The following is a 17388-nucleotide window of genomic DNA, read 5'->3' on the forward strand; positions in this document are numbered from 1 at the left end:
CTTTTCTGCAATTCAGATCTTACTGAACAGCATATACCGCGATTTCAACACGACGGTTTTGTTCTTTACCCGCTGCAGTTGTGTTGTCTGCGATTGGGTTCGCTGAACCTAAACCTTGAGCATTAATACGTGTACGTGCAATACCTTGGCCTGCCAAGTAGTTTGCTACAGAGTTCGCACGTGCTTGAGACAATGGCAAGTTAATTGAATCGTTACCAGTGCTGTCTGTATAACCAGTCACAAGAATACCGCTCTTGTTATCTTCAGTTAGAACTTGGGCAACTTTGTTCAATGTTGCATAGAAGTTTGGTTTGATATTTGACTTGTTGGTATCAAATGTAATCGCACCTGGCATTACCAAGTTGATTGAACCGTCTGGATTACGGTTTACATCTACACCAGTACCCGCAGTCGCTTGACGTAATTTTTTCTCTTTATTGTCCAGGTAAACACCCGCTGCACCACCAAGTACTGCACCGATTGCCGCTGCACGGTTGTTTTGACGGCTAGTGTTTGCATTGCCTTTAGAAATACCATAACCTGCCGCAGCACCAATTACTGTACCCAAAGCTGTTTTGTCGTACTCAACACCACCGAGGTTATTACCAGTAGTTTGACAACCTGTAAGTGCTACCGCCCCTGCTACTGCTGCTGTAACTAACATTGCACGCATCGCATGCCTCCTTAACTTGTTTTGTTGTATTTGAAGAATAATGGTCAATAATTCAATCAATAACTATATCTGATTTGTTAATAATAAATCTTTTCGTAACTATTTGTAATGTTTATGTGTAACCAAAACGGTTAACTTCATCACATTTTCTCCATAGTTCTCATTCGGTACTTTTCTATTTCAGATTGAAAACGTATATTGTTAATAATATGAAAAAATTTAGTCGATTTTCAGCTTAGGACAGGGTTATATGTCGTCGGAAAGTAAAAAACAGCCTATATTAAAAAAAATTGCACGTGGCCTGACTGTGACTTCAGTAATGACGGGAAGTACCTTTTTCCATGGACCGCCAGTACTGGCCCTCGGTCTGACCAAACTAGTCAAAAAGTCATCCAAAATTGATGAAACCAATATCAAGATTACCAACAGCTGGCTTGGCGTAAACAACTGGCTGATCGAGAATGTCCTTAAAAATACCCAATGGACCATTACCATTGATGAATCTCTGGATCTGAATATGCAGGGCCGCTACCTGATGAGCTGTAATCATCAGAGCTGGGTCGATACTACAGTCAATCAATACTTCGGCTTAACCCGTATGCCATTGACTCGGTTCTTTACCAAATGGGAACTGATCTTTATTCCATTCGTCGGACAGGCATTTAAGATTCTTGGTTTTCCGATGATGAAACGTCACACCAAAGAACAAATTGCTAAAAATCCGGCCCTCAAAGATCGCGATATGGATGAAGCACGTAAATCCTGCCAGCAATTGCTGAGTCAGCCATTTACCCTGCTCAACTATCTGGAAGGTACGCGTTTTACCCAAGAGAAACATGACCAGCAACAGTCTCCCTTTAAACATTTGCTCAAACCGAAGGCCGGCGGTCTGGCCCTGGCGCTGAATATTCTGGGTGACCGTATTGATGCCTTTGTGGACATGACCATCGTTTATCCGGACGGTATACCAGGTTATGGTGAATTCTGGCTAGGCGAAGTACCCCGTATTGCGGTAGATTTAAGAAAGATTAATATTCCGGACTGGGTACTGGGCGGAAATTATGAAGAAGATGCTGAATACCGCGAGCGTTTCCAGCAATGGGTTCATCAAATTTGGACTGAGAAAGATCAGTTGATTGAAAAAATGAAGCAGGATCTGGTTCAAGCAGCCTAATGCACTGATCTGAGAGACTATGAAACCAACTCCCCCGAAAACCAGCTCCAGCGCCTTTAAGTTTTTCCGTGAAGGCACCTGGGGCTGGAAGGTCGCCTTGGCCTATGACATCTTTATGATGGTGTTAATCGTCATCAACCTGTTCTGCCTGAGTGCCAATGCCATTTTAATGAGCGACTTCGGACAATGGTTATTCGATTTCATACGTCTGCCTGAAATCCTGCAATTTTATAAGGCTGAACTGCGTCCCTGGGTGATCATTACTGAAGGCTGGTTTACGACTTTCCTGATTGGAGAGTTATTGGTGCGCTGGTTAATTGCCATAGTCTTGCGTCATCATGCCCGCTGGTGGTTCTTTCCGTTTATTCACTGGTATGAAATTCTCGCGATCGTGCCACAACTACGTTTCTTGCGTCTGCTCCGCGCAGTAGCTATCGGCTACAACCTGCATAGCCATGGTTTCAAGGTGATTCCGTCTCGCTGGTATAAGCGTGGCAACTTCTACTACAACCTAGTTATGGAAGAATTGACCAGCCGTATTGTAGTGACCGTACTGGACGGAATTAAACGCGAACTGACCACCAGTACCACGCACCGTCAACTGATTGATGACCTGGTCGAGCATCACCGTCAATTATTTGCGATTGCCTTGGCAGATATCCTGCAAGAAACCCTAGGCAAGGAATTACAGGCACAACGTTATATGATTTCCAAAAACGTCGGCCAGGTGGTGAATAAAGCCATTGAAGATACGCCAGAGCTGACCCGGCTGTTACGCCTAATCCCGATTGTAGGCAGTCGCATGGAACAGCAGATTCAGAGTATCGGACAACGTCTGGGAGAAAATATCACCCAAGGATTGATCGATCCGTTTACGCATACTGATTACAGTAAAGATAATCCAACTTTTGCCATGATTTCTGAAAAGATCAGTCAGATCCAGATTGAACAAAATCCAAACATTGACAAACTGGTGGAGTCGGCTGTTTTTGAAACACTTGAAGCGATCCGCAAACAGGTCAAAATTAAACAGTGGCAGCAGATTCTGGAAGAAAATGAGCAAAATCAGCGTTCAACATACCTCTAATTCAGCATGAATAATGCTATGCTTTTTTATGGCATCTGATCGCATAAAAAAATAACCTGGATCGCTAGAGAATTAACGAAATTTGTTCTAGGATTTGCACTATTTACAACATTACTTCGACATAAAATTTACAAGTCAGAAGTATTAAGGAAGAACTATGGCTGATATACGGATTAAGGGCAGAATGGTCAATGCGATTCGCATTACCCTTGAAACAAATGATCATGATGCGATCCGCCAGCAATTAGCACCAAAATTACAAGCTGCTTTTCCACCGGGCACCCTGGTGGTGATTGAAAGTACTGTCGAGCAGGAACTTATCGCGCTTATCCAGCTGTTGATCAGTATGGATGTACAACCGATGGCGGTGACTGAAGGCCTGCTTGCAGATCAGGCACGTGCAATCCAGTTCCCGGTATTGCCACCTGACCGTCAGCTACAGGAAATCAAGGCAACCAAAGAACAGGTCATTGAAGTCAAACCGGAAATTGTTAAGTCAGATGCTGGAACAGAAGAAGTTAAGGCAGCACCTGTCATTGCTCATGTGACTTCTTACCATGATGAAATCCTGCGTACTGGCCAGTGCATTGTGCAGCATCATGGCGACATTATTATCAGTGCTGGCATTAACAGCGGTTCAGAAGTGATTGCCTCTGGCAATATTCATGTTTATGGCAGTGCCCGTGGTCGTGTGATTGCCGGTGCAGGTGGCAATACTGCAGCACGCATTTTCTGTCATGCACTGGAAGCAGAACTGATTTCGATTGCAGGTACCTATTGTGTTGCAGACGATATTCCACCGCATGTGGTGAAAAAGCCTGTGCATATTTACTTGAATGATCAACTAGAGCTTGTATTTGAAGCTCTAGAATTTTAATGTATAAATAAACACCAAAACCCTATGTTAAATAGGGAATTTAAACCATAACAGGAGTGGATTCGGTGGCGAAAATTGTTGTCGTAACGTCAGGCAAAGGTGGTGTAGGTAAAACTACAACAAGTGCATCTTTTGCAACAGGTTTAGCCCTACGTGGCCACAAAACTGTTGTTATCGACTTTGACGTGGGTTTACGTAACCTTGACTTGATCATGGGTTGTGAACGCCGCGTTGTTTATGATTTTGTGAATGTTTTAAATAACGAAGCGCGATTACAACAAGCGCTTATTCGCGATAAAGATATTGAGAACTTATATATTTTGCCAGCGTCTCAAACACGTGATAAAGATGCCCTCACTGATGAAGGTGTTGCACGTGTAATGGATGAACTGTCGCAGGAATTTGACTACATTATTTGTGACTCACCTGCGGGGATCGAACGTGGTGCCATCATGGCCATGTACCATGCTGATGAAGCCATCATTGTCACTAACCCTGAAATTTCTTCAGTGCGTGACTCTGACCGTATCATTGGTATGCTCGACAGCAAGACTAAAAAAGTAGAACAAAATGAAGGCCGCATCCGTAAACATCTGTGTATCACACGTTTCAATCCTGAACGCGCGGATAAACAGGAAATGTTGACCATTGATGACATTTCTAAAGATATTTTACGTGTACCGACTCTGGGTGTAATCCCTGAGTGTCCAAGTGTCCTGCAAGCATCGAACGAAGGCAAGCCAGTTATCAACTTTACTGCTTCTGCTGCAGGTCAGGCTTATGATGACCTGGTTGCACGCTTCCTGGGTGAAGAGCGTCCTTACCGTCATATTGAAGTGAAACCAAAGGGCTGGTTAGCTCGATTATTTGGAGCATAAGCATGGCTGGATTCTGGAGTAAGCTTTTTAGCAGTGAAGATAAACCGTCTAGCGCACAAACCGCGAAAGACCGTTTAAAGGTAATTGTTGCATCTGAACAGGGTCTGGGACGTCGTTTAAGCCAGGACAAGATTGACATGATGAAGAAAGAAATCATGCAGGTGGTCAATCGTTATGTTCGCGGTGTAGATGAACAGCATATTCAAATGCAGGTCCGTTCTGAAGCGAATATTGAAATGCTTGAAATGAATATCAATTTACCTGAAGAACGATAATTTGATTTTTGATTAGTCAATTAAATTGATTCAAGGCAAAATATGAGACTGAACAAAGCACTGCTTTGTTCAGTCGCAAGACGAGAAGCTTTGCTTCGAGTGGAGGGGATCTACAAAGTATTTAACTTGTACAACCGAAAAACGAGAAGCGATGCTTCGAGTGGACTGGTGATACAAAGTTTACTTTACCCAATCACAAGATCCGAAGTTTAGCTTCAAAGTAGACAGAGAAAATGAAAAATACTTTGTCACTTGCGTACTCATATTTTGCCTTTTTCATGTCGAAAATTATATCAAGGAGCTTGTGATGGCATTGTCTCAACCGGCAACATTTAACGAAGAATGGTCAGATGAGCGTGTGTTTGCCTATCTCACTCAATTACCTCCTACAGGCGTAAACGCAGACTTTCATGTGCTTTATCATGCTTATAAACACATGCGTCCTTTTGACTATGAGCGCCTGTTGACTCAATTCGTTGCAGACGGTCGTGATATCAATGCTACTAACCCTGAAGGTGAACGCATTCATGACGTGATCGCGAAATTCCCGCGTCACAGTGCTGAGTTCCTTGAAGTATTGGCCAAGTTCGCTTAAGACTTTGCTGATGCAATAAAAAAGCCTGCTTCATGCAGGCTTTTTTATTGGTGGAGATGCTGAATTAGATCAGAATCTCACGCTTACCATTCGCGCCCATCGCGCTCACTACACCGTTTTCTTCCATCTGGTCAATGATTCGGGCAGCACGGTTATAACCGAGGCTAAACTTACGCTGTAGCGATGATGTAGATGCCTTACGAGTTTCCAGTACGAAAGACACACACTGGTCATACAGTGGATCACGGTCAGAAGCACCATCGCCACCATCTTCAAAGCCACGACTTGTTGGTTCTTCATCAAATGGAGTTAGAATTTCATCAACATAGTTCGGGGCACCACGCTCACGCCAGGCATCACAGATACGGTTAACTTCATCATCGGCAATAAAGGCACCATGCACACGCTCAGGCTCAATCTTACCTGGCCCCAGAAACAGCATGTCACCATGACCAAGCAGGTCTTCTGCACCGCCTGCATCCAGAATGGTACGCGAATCAATTTTCGAGTTTACACGCAGTGCTACACGTGTTGGGATGTTGGCTTTGATCAGACCGGTAATCACATCCACCGATGGGCGTTGAGTTGCCAGTAACAGGTGAATCCCCGCAGCACGAGATTTCTGTGCCAGTCGGGTAATCATTTCTTCCGCTTTTTTACCGACCTGCATGATCATATCTGCGAACTCGTCCGCGACAATCACAATCGATGGTAATGGTGTCAAACGTGGTGCACGTTCCCCTGCCACCGATTCACTGGCTTTCCAGGTTGGATCAAACAGATCTTCACCATTGGCAATGGCTTCTTCAACCTTACGGTTGTAGTCGCTTAGCTTACGGATTTTCAGGAAGGACATCAGCTTGTAACGACGTTCCATTTCATTGACACACCAGTTCAGTGCACTGACTGCATCTTTCATATCCGTGACTACAGGCGTCAACAGGTGTGGAATATCATTATAGTTTGCGAGTTCCAGCTGTTTCGGGTCAATCAGGATCAGACGTAATTGATCAGGTGTGTACTTGAGCAGCATCGACAAAATCATCGAGTTTACTGCGACCGACTTACCAGAACCGGTTGTACCGGCAACCAGCATATGCGGTGCCTTGCCGAGTTCAGTAATCACCGGATTACCAGAAATGTCTTTACCCATCGCCATTGACAGGATGGCACTTGCATCTTCAAATTTCGGCGTTTTAACCAGCTCGATCAGGCGTACCATTTCACGGGTGCTGTTTGGTACTTCAATCCCGATATATGGCTTTCCTGGAATCACTTCAACCACACGCACCGAAGCCATCGACATGGAACGCGCCAGGTCGCGGGAAATATTGGTCACTTTAGAGGCTTTTACACCTGGTGCCAGATCGAGTTCAAAACGAGTGACCACTGGGCCAGGCTGCGCTTCAACCACTTTGGCCTTGACGTTAAATTCCTGCAGTTTGATTTCCAGCAATTCAGACAGACGTGATAATTGCTCTTCGGTGAAATTGACTTTCTTGTTCGGATCAACTTCATCCAGTAGTTCCAGACCTGGTAATGGCGAAAGATCTTTACGGCGTTCAGCCACCATCATGGCGCGTGACAATGGACGGCCCATCGAGTCAGTCAATGGAGCATCAAAATCGAATTCATCTTCTTCTTGAGGAGCACCCGCAGTTTCATGCCATGCTTCAATAAATTCTTCTTTGGATAATGCCGCTTTGACTGCATCAATGGTATTGTGCTGATTTGTATTTTGTTGAAGAGCCGTTTGAGCAGTCGAGTTGCTTTCAGGTGCAGAGACTTCTATGCCTTGATGCTGAATCGGTGCCTGTACAAAAGCGGAAGATTGCGCATAGCTGGAAGCACGGGCTGGCTTTTCTGGCTCTATATCCTCGACCAGCAAATCATCCAGATCATCAAAATCAGTTTCTAGCCCCGTGTTACATATTGCGGACGTAGAAACCGGTGGAATACTGATGCCTGTTGCCACAGCTGCAGTCGCTGCCGCACCTTTGGGCAAGTCTTCGACAATTCTTAAGGTTGGCTGTTCAGTAGCTGCTTGCGCAGTAAATGGACTATGCACATCCGTCGCAGTTTTACCCGGCGGTACAGCTGCCAATAGCTCATCAAAGATTTCATCATCATCCCAATCCAGACCTTTTTTCGTCGTCACAGACGGTACAGGTGTTTCAGTTTTGAGATGTGCCTTGATTTCCTGAATTGGAGCAATTGTTGTAGGGGATTCAGGGGGATGTTGTTGTTCTTCCGCTGCTTTCAATAAAGCATCGATATCCTGTTTATGGCGCTGATCCTCATCAGAATGCAAAGCACGCCAAACTTCGCCCGTGGTAATTACACGATCTGGATCCTGAATCAGGTGATGCGCTTTTTCCAGCGTTTTTTCAAATTCTTCATCTTCCGGACTAAGTTCAGGTTCAATATGTTTTTTCTGTTGCGCCTTGAATTCACGGTCAGCAATGTCATCAAACAGGCGCTCGGCTACATGGTCACGAACTACGGGATCTATTTCTACAGGCTCATGCTCAGGTACAGGAACCACAGGCGTTGAGATGCTCTTTTTAACAGGGCTGCTGGCGATATCTTTCTTGGCAACTGCCATAGAGCGATCAAATTCGCCCTCCCCTTCCGGGACATTACGATAAAACAGATCCTGTAAATATGCAGGCGTTGCTTTCAGGCTGCTCCAGGTTTTGTTCCATTTCACACCAAAGGCCAAGGTAAACAGCATGACCCATAAACCTACCAGAAACACTGCCGCACCGTATATCGTCAATAGCTGTTCAAGACTCTGACCTAATTCATAACCGATAATGCCGCCCGACGAATTATCCAGTGTATCAGCAGGAACTTCCCAGAACAGGAACAGTAAGGCAGAAGTGGTCAGTAACAGGAAGAATTGCGCTGCATAACGGAATGGCCGGTTCAGGAAGCTGTGGGGCCACCAGACCTGTACCGCTTCTACGAACAGATATAATGGAATGAGTAAGCTCGCCCAGCCCAGAAAACCAAACAGTAAGTCTGAAATCCATGCACCTGCAACCCCACTGGCATTTGAAACCGTCTGGGTGTCACTGGAAATGTGCATCCACCCCGGGTCAAATGGCGTATAGGTCACTGTTGCAAGAAACAGATAGATCCCAAATGAGACCAAAAATAATGTCATTACTAAGCGCTGTGCATAAGCACTCGACACCGTTGTCATATACTGTCCTGTAGCCAATTCTTCATGAATGTTCTTTTGCTATTATGATTCAAAAAAACGACGCAATAAAATGCCTATTATGCACCTGTTACACGAAAAAAGATGCAGTATTGTGCAACTGCACATAGGTCTTGTTCTTTATCACTTCTATATAGCTCAAATCGATTTGGATGATCAATAATATCGACTTTAATCTCACACCACTGTTATACAGTTTCACGTATAATTCAATAAATTTCTAAATACAAAAAGGATAGCCCGATGAGCGCACGTCACTCAAGACTGATTATTTTAGGTTCCGGCCCTGCTGGCTATAGCGCCGCTGTGTATGCAGCGCGTGCAAACTTAAAACCGACACTCATTGCAGGTCTGCAACTTGGTGGTCAGCTGACAACGACGACTGAAGTGGACAACTGGCCAGGTGATCCTGAAGGCCTGACTGGTCCAGTATTGATGGAACGTATGCAGGCGCATGCGGAACGTTTCGGTACTGAAATCGTATATGACCACATCAATGAAGTAGATCTGAACGTACGTCCTTTCGTATTAAAAGGTGACATGGAAGAGTTCACTTGTGACGCCTTGATCATTTGTACCGGTGCGACTGCGCAATACCTGGGTCTTGAATCTGAAGCTGCATTTATGGGTCAAGGCGTGAGCGCATGTGCGACCTGTGATGGTTTCTTCTATAAAAACCAGAAAGTCATGGTTGTCGGTGGTGGCAATACTGCGGTAGAAGAAGCGCTTTACCTGTCAAATATCGCATCTCACGTGACTTTGGTACACCGTCGTGACAGCCTGCGTTCTGAAAAAATTCTTCAGGACCATCTGTTTGAAAAAGAGAAAGAAGGCAAAATCAGCATCATCTGGAATCATCAAGTGGATGAAGTTTTAGGTGATACCAAAGCAGGCGTAACTTCTGTACGTTTGAAATCAACTCAAGATGATTCGACTCAAGAAGTTGAAGTTTCAGGCATGTTCGTTGCGATTGGCCATAAGCCAAACAGCAGCATGTTTGAAGGTCAATTACAGCTTCGTGATGGTTATATCCAGGTGCAAAGCGGTACTGCGGGCAATGCAACGCAAACTTCTATTCCTGGCGTATTTGCTGCGGGTGATATTGCGGATAGCGTATACCGTCAGGCAATTACCTCTGCAGGTTCGGGCTGTATGGCCGCACTGGATGCAGAAAAATATCTCGATGCGATGGGCAAGTTAGACTAAGCAGCGAAAATGAGAAAGCCGTCCATCTTGGGCGGTTTTTTTATGTATGATAAATACTAATGATTCTAAAACCAGGTTCAAGCATGCAACATCTTCCTCCTTCACAGTTCATTTTCCCCAATCCTGTAGAAGTGGATCTTGAAGGAGAAGGCCTGATTTGTATTGGCGCCGATCTCACTCCATCTACCCTGTTTGAAGCCTATTCACATGGCCTTTTTCCATGGTTTTCTGAAGGTGATCCAATCTGCTGGTGGAGCCCGGAACCACGTTGCATTATCCGACCACAGGATTATCATCCAAGTAAATCCCTGATTCGAAATATGAAAAAGTATGATTATAAAATTACTGTGAATCATGCTTTTGAACGGGTTATCCGTTCCTGCTCACTGCCTCGTGCTTATGCCGATGACACCTGGATTAGCGAAGATATTATTCAGGGTTACTGTGATATGTTCGAAGCCGGTTATGGCTATAGCATTGAAGTCTGGGATGAAGATCAAGTGGTGGGCGGATTATATGGCATCACCATTGGACAGGGCTGTTTTGGTGAATCCATGTTCAGCACCCAGACCGATGTCTCGAAAATAGCATTTTATACTTTAATGCTGATTGGTCAGGAAAATCAGCTTCCCTGGATTGACTGCCAGTTGGTCAATGACCACCTGCTGAGCCTGGGTGCCAGTACAATTTCTCGCCAAGCGTATCTTAATTCGTTACAGGATGTGATAAAACGCCCCTCTATCAATTGGCAAAAGTATCAGGAGGGTGTATTTTCAAGTAAAACAATAGCGTTAAATGCGCGATTAAATGAATGAAAATAACAGAGGGAATTTGTCATGAACTCCTATCAACCAAAATCCCTGCTGAATGATTTACAGTATTATATTACGCCGCCACACGATTGCAGCTATCTCCCTAACAAGTCTGCACGTATGGTTTTTCTCGATCCCTCACATCGCATAGATGTGGTGACACTTTCTGAATTATCCCGTACCGGTTTCCGCCGTAGTGGCGATTTTGTGTATCGTCCTGAATGTCACCTGTGCCGTCAATGCCTCTCCTCTCGTGTACCCGTGCGCGAATTCAACATGAACAGTTCACAAAAAAAGGCATGGAAAAGAAATCAGGACTTAAGCCTGCGCATTACTGCACCGCAGCAGGCAAATGATAGCCACTATGCGCTGTATGAACGCTATATCAATGAACGCCACGCCGATGGTGATATGTATCCACCAAGCCGGGATCAGTTTGAAAAGTTTTTGTTGCAAAGCTGTACCGATAGCTTTTTCCTGGAACTCTGGAAAGATGACCGACTGATCAGCGTATCGACCTGTGATCTGCTCGACGATGGCATTTCTGCGGTTTATACCTTCTTTGATCCGGATGAAAATCGACGTTCACTCGGTGTTTTTGCAATTCTAAAACAGATTGAACATGCTCAGAAATTAGAGCTGCCTTTTATTTATCTGGGTTACTGGGTACCACATTCCAACAAGATGAATTACAAGTCTCAATACCTGCCGCTTGAATTGCTGATTGATGGCCAATGGCGTCGGTTAAACCGCTCGCTCAATGCGGCGGAGATTGAACACCTGGGAAACTCCTTGATGACGACCCTACCCTCCGGATGGAATAATCCCATCATCAAGTAAGATGGTCGTCACTAAAAAGAAGCTTTAATCTGATTTATTTAAACAGGCTGGCAAAGTCGTCTGTACATGCCTTCACCATAATGATGGCATGTTCACGACCACCGCCCGAGTTTGGATAGTAATTCTTGCGCAGGTCAATCTGGTGAAAACCAGCCTTTTCATAAAGATGAATTGCAGCTGTATTTGATTCACGTACTTCCAGGAAAATCTGTACCGGATTATTTTTCAATAACTGGATAGATTCTTCTAGCAACTGAAAACCAAGACCTTTACCCTGCTGGCTTGGGTCAATTGCCATGAGTAATAAATTGGCTTCATCCAGTACCGGTTGCAAAATACAAAAGCCCACCACTTTACCTGCATATTCAATAATAGTGCTCTGATAAGCACTAACGGCTTCCTCGAACTGGGTTCTGGTCCAAGGATGAGATTGCACTTGTTGCTCAATCTGGGTGATCGCATCTATATCTGCTATTTGCATTAAACGAATCATGTTCGTTCATCTATCAATAAAAATCTCCTGCGCATTATAGAAACTTTATGCTGAAAATCGAGTAAAAAAAAGAGCGATTTCAATCGCCTTTTTTTAGTGTCGGATTAAAGACCAAGTTTGCCTTTCCAGTGTGCCAGCAAACTGTGTGTATCATGGTCATTTGGATGGAAACCCGGCTTGAAGTACATCGCCATTTCACGCCCCATACCAGTAATTACACCTTTGGACGGACTATAACCATATTCGTAAATGTCCTTGAGGGATTCCAGGTTTAACTGACGATCTTCCTTCAGCAGACGCATGACAAAATAGCTTTGTACAAAGAACAAAGTCACCATAGCGATCACCAGTGAACTGGTACGTAACAGATATGACTTTAAGCCTTTTCCAAACACGCCTTCAAACACGTCATAGGCCACAGCTTTATGCTCATTTTCTTCAATGGCATGCCACAACCACATGGTTTTCATGGTGTCATCTTTCATCAGTTCCTGAATATGACTATTGGTCAGCAACTGAGAGGCAATAGTCGCAGTAAAATGTTCAAGTGCGGTCGTTGCAGTCAAATCTACCATTTCCTGAGTAATTCCCACAGGCTTGGCTAATTTTGCCATGACTTTACGGGTTGTTTGAATGACTTTATCGGTATAAAGATCCAAGGTATCAACATCATGGCCGTATTTTTGCGCTGAGGCATTGAAGCCGACATGTTCTTGGGTATGCATCGCTTCTTGCCCAATGAAAGCAGAGATTTCTTTTTGCAGTGCTTCATTGTCTTTAAGCTTGGGATGATTACGTACCGCACGCACACTGTCGATAAAGAATTTTTCACCTGCGGGAAACAAGGCAGACAATGCTGTCATAAAATGAGTCAGCCCGGCTGAACCATTCATCCAATATTCTGGAACCTGTTCAAAATCAAAGTTCATTCGACGTACAGGAAAACTTGCACCGGCACGATGAGTAATTTTTACTTCAGCATTCATATAACGCCTCCTGACAGATCTTCTCGACCCGGCCCTATTTTTCTATTTTCTTATTGGTATCTTACTCAGTTATCTGTTTGACATCATTGCAGTTAAGGTCAGCTGAATATCACTTTAGGACAGCGCTCTAATTTTGTTAGACAATTTATTTTTCACTTTAGATAAATAAAAAAAGCGTCCCAAAGGGACGCTTTTTTTACACAATCAGTGATTATGCAGTAACGCGAGATACTACACCAGCACCAACTGTACGACCACCTTCACGGATCGCGAAGCGTAAGCCTGCGTCCATTGCGATCGGGTGGATCAACTCTACTGACATCTCAACGTTGTCACCAGGCATAACCATTTCAACGCCTTCTTTAAGCGCGATCGCACCAGTTACGTCAGTTGTACGGAAGTAGAACTGTGGACGGTAACCGTTAAGGAATGGAGTATGACGACCACCTTCTTCTTTAGAAAGTACGTATACTTCTGCGTCGAATTTAGTGTGCGGCTTGATTGTACCTGGTTTAGCAAGTACTTGACCACGTTGAACGTCTTCACGCTTAGTACCACGAAGAAGAACACCACAGTTCTCGCCCGCACGACCTTCGTCAAGAAGTTTACGGAACATTTCAACGCCAGTTACAGTTGTTGTTTGTGTATCACGGATACCAACGATTTCAACTGACTCACCAACTTTAACAATACCAGTCTCAACACGGCCAGTTACTACTGTACCACGACCTGAGATTGAGAATACGTCTTCGATTGGCATCAAGAATGCTTGGTCGATTGCGCGTTCTGGTTCTGGGATGTAAGAGTCAAGCGCTTCAACAAGAGCTTCAACTGCAGCTTCGCCATATTGACCAGCGTCACCGTTAAGCGCAAGAAGAGCTGAACCACGGATAACTGGAGTGTCATCACCTGGGAAGTCGTAAGTAGAAAGAAGTTCACGAACTTCCATTTCAACTAGCTCAAGAAGCTCTTCGTCGTCTACAAGGTCGCATTTGTTCAAGAATACAACGATGTAAGGTACACCTACCTGACGAGAAAGAAGGATGTGTTCACGAGTTTGTGGCATTGGACCATCAGTCGCAGCACATACAAGGATCGCGCCGTCCATCTGAGCAGCACCAGTAATCATGTTTTTAACATAATCGGCGTGGCCCGGGCAGTCTACGTGAGCGTAGTGACGAGTTGGAGAATCGTATTCTACGTGAGAAGTGTTAATGGTAATACCACGTGCTTTTTCTTCTGGTGCAGAGTCAATTGCAGCGTAGTCTTTCGCTTCACCACCGAATTTCTTCGCACATACAGTTGCAATTGCAGCTGTTAAAGTTGTTTTACCATGGTCAACGTGACCAATTGTGCCCACGTTAACGTGTGGCTTATTACGTTCGAACTTAGCCTTAGCCATGAGATCTTCCTTTTTAAACTACTCATGCAGGATCACTGCATGAGCACTGGTTTTTAACTATGAATTAGTTGGGCTTATAGTAATCGAAAGATTACTCGTCGTCACCTTTTTTACCGCCAGACTGGAACTTAGCGATGATGCCTTCAGCCACGTTACGTGGAGTTTCAGCATATTTAGCAAATTCCATAGAGTAAGTCGCACGACCTTGAGACATAGAACGCATTTGAGTCGCGTAACCGAACATCTCAGCAAGTGGAACTTCAGCTTTAATTGCTTTAGTACCGCCAGGTAGATCGTCCATACCCTGAACCATACCACGACGACGGTTTAAGTCACCCATGATATCGCCCATGTAGTCTTCTGGAGTTTCAACTTCAACTTTCATGATAGGTTCAAGAAGAACAGGATCTGCTTTCATGAAACCATCACGGAAGGCATAAGAACCCGCCATTTTGAATGACAATTCGTCAGAGTCGACATCATGGTAAGAACCGTCGAACAATGTCGCTTTGATGCCAACTACTGGGTAGCCAGCCAAAACGCCGTTCTTCATACGTTCTTGAATACCTTTGTCAACTGCACCGAAGAATTCTTTAGGTACTACACCACCAACAACTTCTTCAGCAAATTCGTATTCTTTACCAGTTTCGTCAACGTCAATTGGTTCTAAACGAACGTATACGTGACCGAATTTACCTTTACCACCAGTTTGACGTACGAATTTACCTTCTTGCTCAACTGATTTTTTGATCGTTTCGCGGTAAGCAACCATTGGTTTACCAATGTTCGCTTCAACGTTAAATTCACGTTTCATACGGTCAACAAGGATGTCAAGGTGAAGCTCACCCATACCCGCAATGATTGTTTGACCAGATTCTTCGTCTGTGCGTACACGGAACGATGGATCTTCTTTTGCCAAACGGCCAAGTGCGATAGACATTTTCTCTTGGTCAGCTTTAGTCTTAGGCTCTACAGCTAAAGAAATTACTGGCTCAGGGAATTCCATACGCTCAAGGGTAATGATGTTTTTCTCATCACAAAGTGTATCACCAGTTGTTACGTCTTTAAGACCTACACATGCAGCGATATCACCAGCGCGGATTTCGTCAACGTCTTGACGTTCGTTCGCATGCATTTGCACGATACGGCCAATACGTTCACGTTTAGATTTCACTGGGTTGTATACTGGGTCACCTTGTTTAAGCACACCAGAATAAACACGTACGAAAGTCAAGTTACCCACGAATTTGTCGTTCATGATTTTGAACGCAAGTGCAGAGAACGGAGCTTCGTCAGATGCTTCACGAACAGCTTTAGTTTCAGCTTTGTCGTCAAGTACACCTTCGATTGCTTTAACTTCAGTCGGTGATGGCAAGAATTCAATCACAGCATCCAACATACGTTGAACACCTTTGTTTTTGAATGCAGAACCACAAAGCATTGGTTGAATTTCACAAGCCAAAGTTTGAGAACGAAGACCAGCAACGATTTGTTCTTTTGTCAAATCGCCATTGTTCAGGTATTCATCCATTAATTCTTCAGATGCTTCAGCTGCAGCTTCAACCATGTTAGTACGCCATTCTTCAGCAGTATCAACTAGGTCAGCAGGGATGTCAGCGTATTCGAATTGCATACCTTGAGATGCTTCATCCCAAATGATTGCTTTCATCTCGATCAGGTCAACAACACCTTGGAAGTTATCTTCAGCACCAACTGGGATAACAACTGGCACAGGGTGCGCACCAAGACGAGTTTTCATTTGTTCAACAACACGGAAGAAGTTAGCACCAGTACGGTCCATCTTGTTCACGAATGCCAAACGAGGTACTTCGTATTTGTTTGCTTGACGCCATACAGTTTCTGACTGAGGTTGAACACCACCTACAGCACAGTAAACCATACATGCACCGTCAAGAACACGCATAGAACGCTCAACTTCAATTGTGAAGTCAACGTGTCCCGGGGTATCAATTACGTTGATACGGTGTTCTGGGAACTGTTTACCCATACCAGACCAGAAACAAGTCGTAGCAGCTGAAGTGATTGTAATACCACGTTCCTGCTCTTGTTCCATCCAGTCCATTGTTGCTGCGCCATCATGTACTTCACCAAGTTTGTGAGATACACCTGTGTAGAACAAGATACGTTCAGACGTTGTTGTTTTACCAGCATCAATGTGAGCAGAGATACCAATGTTACGGTAACGAGAAATTGGGGTTTGACGAGCCATGATCTCTTGCATTCCTAAATTTTGTTGTTTAAAACAGGACGCTTTAAGTTGCTAGCAACTTAAAGCGCTTTGATGACAATTGGGTGAAACCCATATCATCACCGTCCTGATAAGGGCCTGTTTTATTTGCTTAGAAACGGTAGTGAGAGAATGCTTTGTTGGCTTCAGCCATACGGTGCACATCTTCACGTTTTTTAACCGCTGCGCCTTTACCTTCAGATGCATCAAGCAACTCACCAGCAAGACGTAAAGCCATAGTTTTTTCAGAACGCTTAGCAGCAGCATCTACTAACCAACGCATAGCCAAGGCAGTACGACGGGATGGGCGCACTTCCATAGGTACTTGGTATGTAGCACCACCAACACGGCGTGCTTTTACTTCGACCATAGGGCGAACTTTTTCAAGAGTAGTCTCGAAAAATTCAACCGGATCTACTTTAGATTTTTCTTGAACGCGGTCTAAAGCACCGTAAACGATACTTTCAGCAATAGATTTTTTACCATCTTGCATTACGTGGTTCATGAATTTAGCGATTGTTTGGCTACTGAATTTCGGATCCGGAAGGATTTCACGAGCAGCGACTACGCGACGTCTTGGCATTTTAAACTACCTATAAATATGACACTTCAGGTT

Annotated in this window: 16 protein-coding genes; 9 read left to right on the top strand and 7 right to left on the bottom strand. The window is 44.4% G+C overall.

The annotated features are described in order from the left end of the window. Positions 1 to 19: 19 nt before the first annotated feature. Complete coding sequence (locus tag FSC11_RS11345) at positions 20 to 673, bottom strand: YiaD family glycine zipper/OmpA-like lipoprotein (protein WP_163166964.1); 654 nt, start codon at positions 671 to 673, stop codon at positions 20 to 22. Between the two features lie 250 nt (positions 674 to 923). Here FSC11_RS11345 and FSC11_RS11350 point away from each other — a divergent pair, with 250 nt between their 5' ends. The 6 genes from FSC11_RS11350 to FSC11_RS11375 all read left to right on the top strand — a co-directional run bounded on the left by FSC11_RS11350 (position 924) and on the right by FSC11_RS11375 (position 5559). Beyond that, entirely contained in the window at positions 924 to 1847 is a 924-nt protein-coding gene (locus FSC11_RS11350; RefSeq protein ID WP_163166966.1) for an acyltransferase, read from the top strand. A gap of 19 nt (positions 1848 to 1866) precedes the next feature. Further along, complete coding sequence (locus FSC11_RS11355; RefSeq protein ID WP_004893321.1) at positions 1867 to 2934, top strand: hypothetical protein; 1068 nt, start codon at positions 1867 to 1869, stop codon at positions 2932 to 2934. 157 nt (positions 2935 to 3091) lie between these two features. Next, on the top strand, positions 3092 to 3811 hold the full coding sequence (gene minC / locus FSC11_RS11360) for a septum site-determining protein MinC (protein ID WP_163166968.1): 720 nt from the start codon (positions 3092 to 3094) through the stop codon (positions 3809 to 3811). 65 nt (positions 3812 to 3876) lie between these two features. Then, positions 3877 to 4689 (top strand): septum site-determining protein MinD, encoded by an 813-nt coding sequence (gene minD / locus FSC11_RS11365; RefSeq protein WP_004811150.1) that lies wholly within the window; start codon positions 3877 to 3879, stop codon positions 4687 to 4689. 2 nt (positions 4690 to 4691) lie between these two features. Next, the gene (minE, locus tag FSC11_RS11370) at positions 4692 to 4964 is read left to right on the top strand and encodes a cell division topological specificity factor MinE (protein ID WP_071319892.1); all 273 of its coding nucleotides are present in this window, start codon (positions 4692 to 4694) and stop codon (positions 4962 to 4964) included. A gap of 307 nt (positions 4965 to 5271) precedes the next feature. Beyond that, entirely contained in the window at positions 5272 to 5559 is a 288-nt protein-coding gene (locus FSC11_RS11375; protein WP_004811154.1) for a PA4642 family protein, read from the top strand. 64 nt (positions 5560 to 5623) lie between these two features. Here the strand turns inward: FSC11_RS11375 and FSC11_RS11380 are convergent, their stop codons facing one another. After that, on the bottom strand, positions 5624 to 8767 hold the full coding sequence (locus FSC11_RS11380) for a DNA translocase FtsK (RefSeq protein WP_163166970.1): 3144 nt from the start codon (positions 8765 to 8767) through the stop codon (positions 5624 to 5626). Positions 8768 to 9028: 261 nt separating this feature from the next. Between FSC11_RS11380 and trxB the strand changes: the two genes are divergently transcribed. The 3 genes from trxB to FSC11_RS11395 all read left to right on the top strand — a co-directional run bounded on the left by trxB (position 9029) and on the right by FSC11_RS11395 (position 11643). Continuing rightward, positions 9029 to 9991 carry a thioredoxin-disulfide reductase gene (trxB, locus tag FSC11_RS11385; protein ID WP_163166972.1) on the top strand — a complete coding sequence of 321 codons (963 nt, stop codon included), beginning with the start codon at positions 9029 to 9031 and terminating at the stop codon, positions 9989 to 9991. Positions 9992 to 10074: 83 nt separating this feature from the next. Continuing rightward, positions 10075 to 10806 carry a leucyl/phenylalanyl-tRNA--protein transferase gene (aat, locus tag FSC11_RS11390; RefSeq protein ID WP_163166974.1) on the top strand — a complete coding sequence of 244 codons (732 nt, stop codon included), beginning with the start codon at positions 10075 to 10077 and terminating at the stop codon, positions 10804 to 10806. Positions 10807 to 10827: 21 nt separating this feature from the next. Continuing rightward, positions 10828 to 11643: an arginyltransferase gene (locus FSC11_RS11395; protein ID WP_163166976.1), complete on the top strand. Its 816-nt coding sequence runs from the start codon at positions 10828 to 10830 to the stop codon at positions 11641 to 11643. 34 nt (positions 11644 to 11677) lie between these two features. Here the strand turns inward: FSC11_RS11395 and rimI are convergent, their stop codons facing one another. The 5 genes from rimI to rpsG form a co-directional block, all read right to left on the bottom strand. After that, positions 11678 to 12136 carry a ribosomal protein S18-alanine N-acetyltransferase gene (gene rimI / locus FSC11_RS11400; protein ID WP_163166978.1) on the bottom strand — a complete coding sequence of 153 codons (459 nt, stop codon included), beginning with the start codon at positions 12134 to 12136 and terminating at the stop codon, positions 11678 to 11680. Between the two features lie 104 nt (positions 12137 to 12240). Further along, positions 12241 to 13122, bottom strand: a complete 882-nt coding sequence (locus FSC11_RS11405; RefSeq protein WP_163166980.1) for a metal-dependent hydrolase — start codon at positions 13120 to 13122, stop codon at positions 12241 to 12243. Positions 13123 to 13333: 211 nt separating this feature from the next. After that, positions 13334 to 14524, bottom strand: coding sequence for an elongation factor Tu (tuf, locus tag FSC11_RS11410; protein WP_004811166.1), 1191 nt, complete (start codon positions 14522 to 14524; stop codon positions 13334 to 13336). 91 nt (positions 14525 to 14615) lie between these two features. Beyond that, a complete protein-coding gene (fusA, locus tag FSC11_RS11415; protein ID WP_163166982.1) occupies positions 14616 to 16754 on the bottom strand; it encodes an elongation factor G in 2139 nt (712 codons plus the stop codon). Between the two features lie 130 nt (positions 16755 to 16884). Further along, a complete protein-coding gene (gene rpsG, locus FSC11_RS11420; protein WP_004279240.1) occupies positions 16885 to 17355 on the bottom strand; it encodes a 30S ribosomal protein S7 in 471 nt (156 codons plus the stop codon). Positions 17356 to 17388: the final 33 nt, after the last annotated feature.

The sequence above is a fragment of the Acinetobacter schindleri genome (assembly GCF_010918895.1).
In the GTDB taxonomy this organism is placed as follows: Bacteria; Pseudomonadota; Gammaproteobacteria; order Pseudomonadales; family Moraxellaceae; genus Acinetobacter; species Acinetobacter schindleri.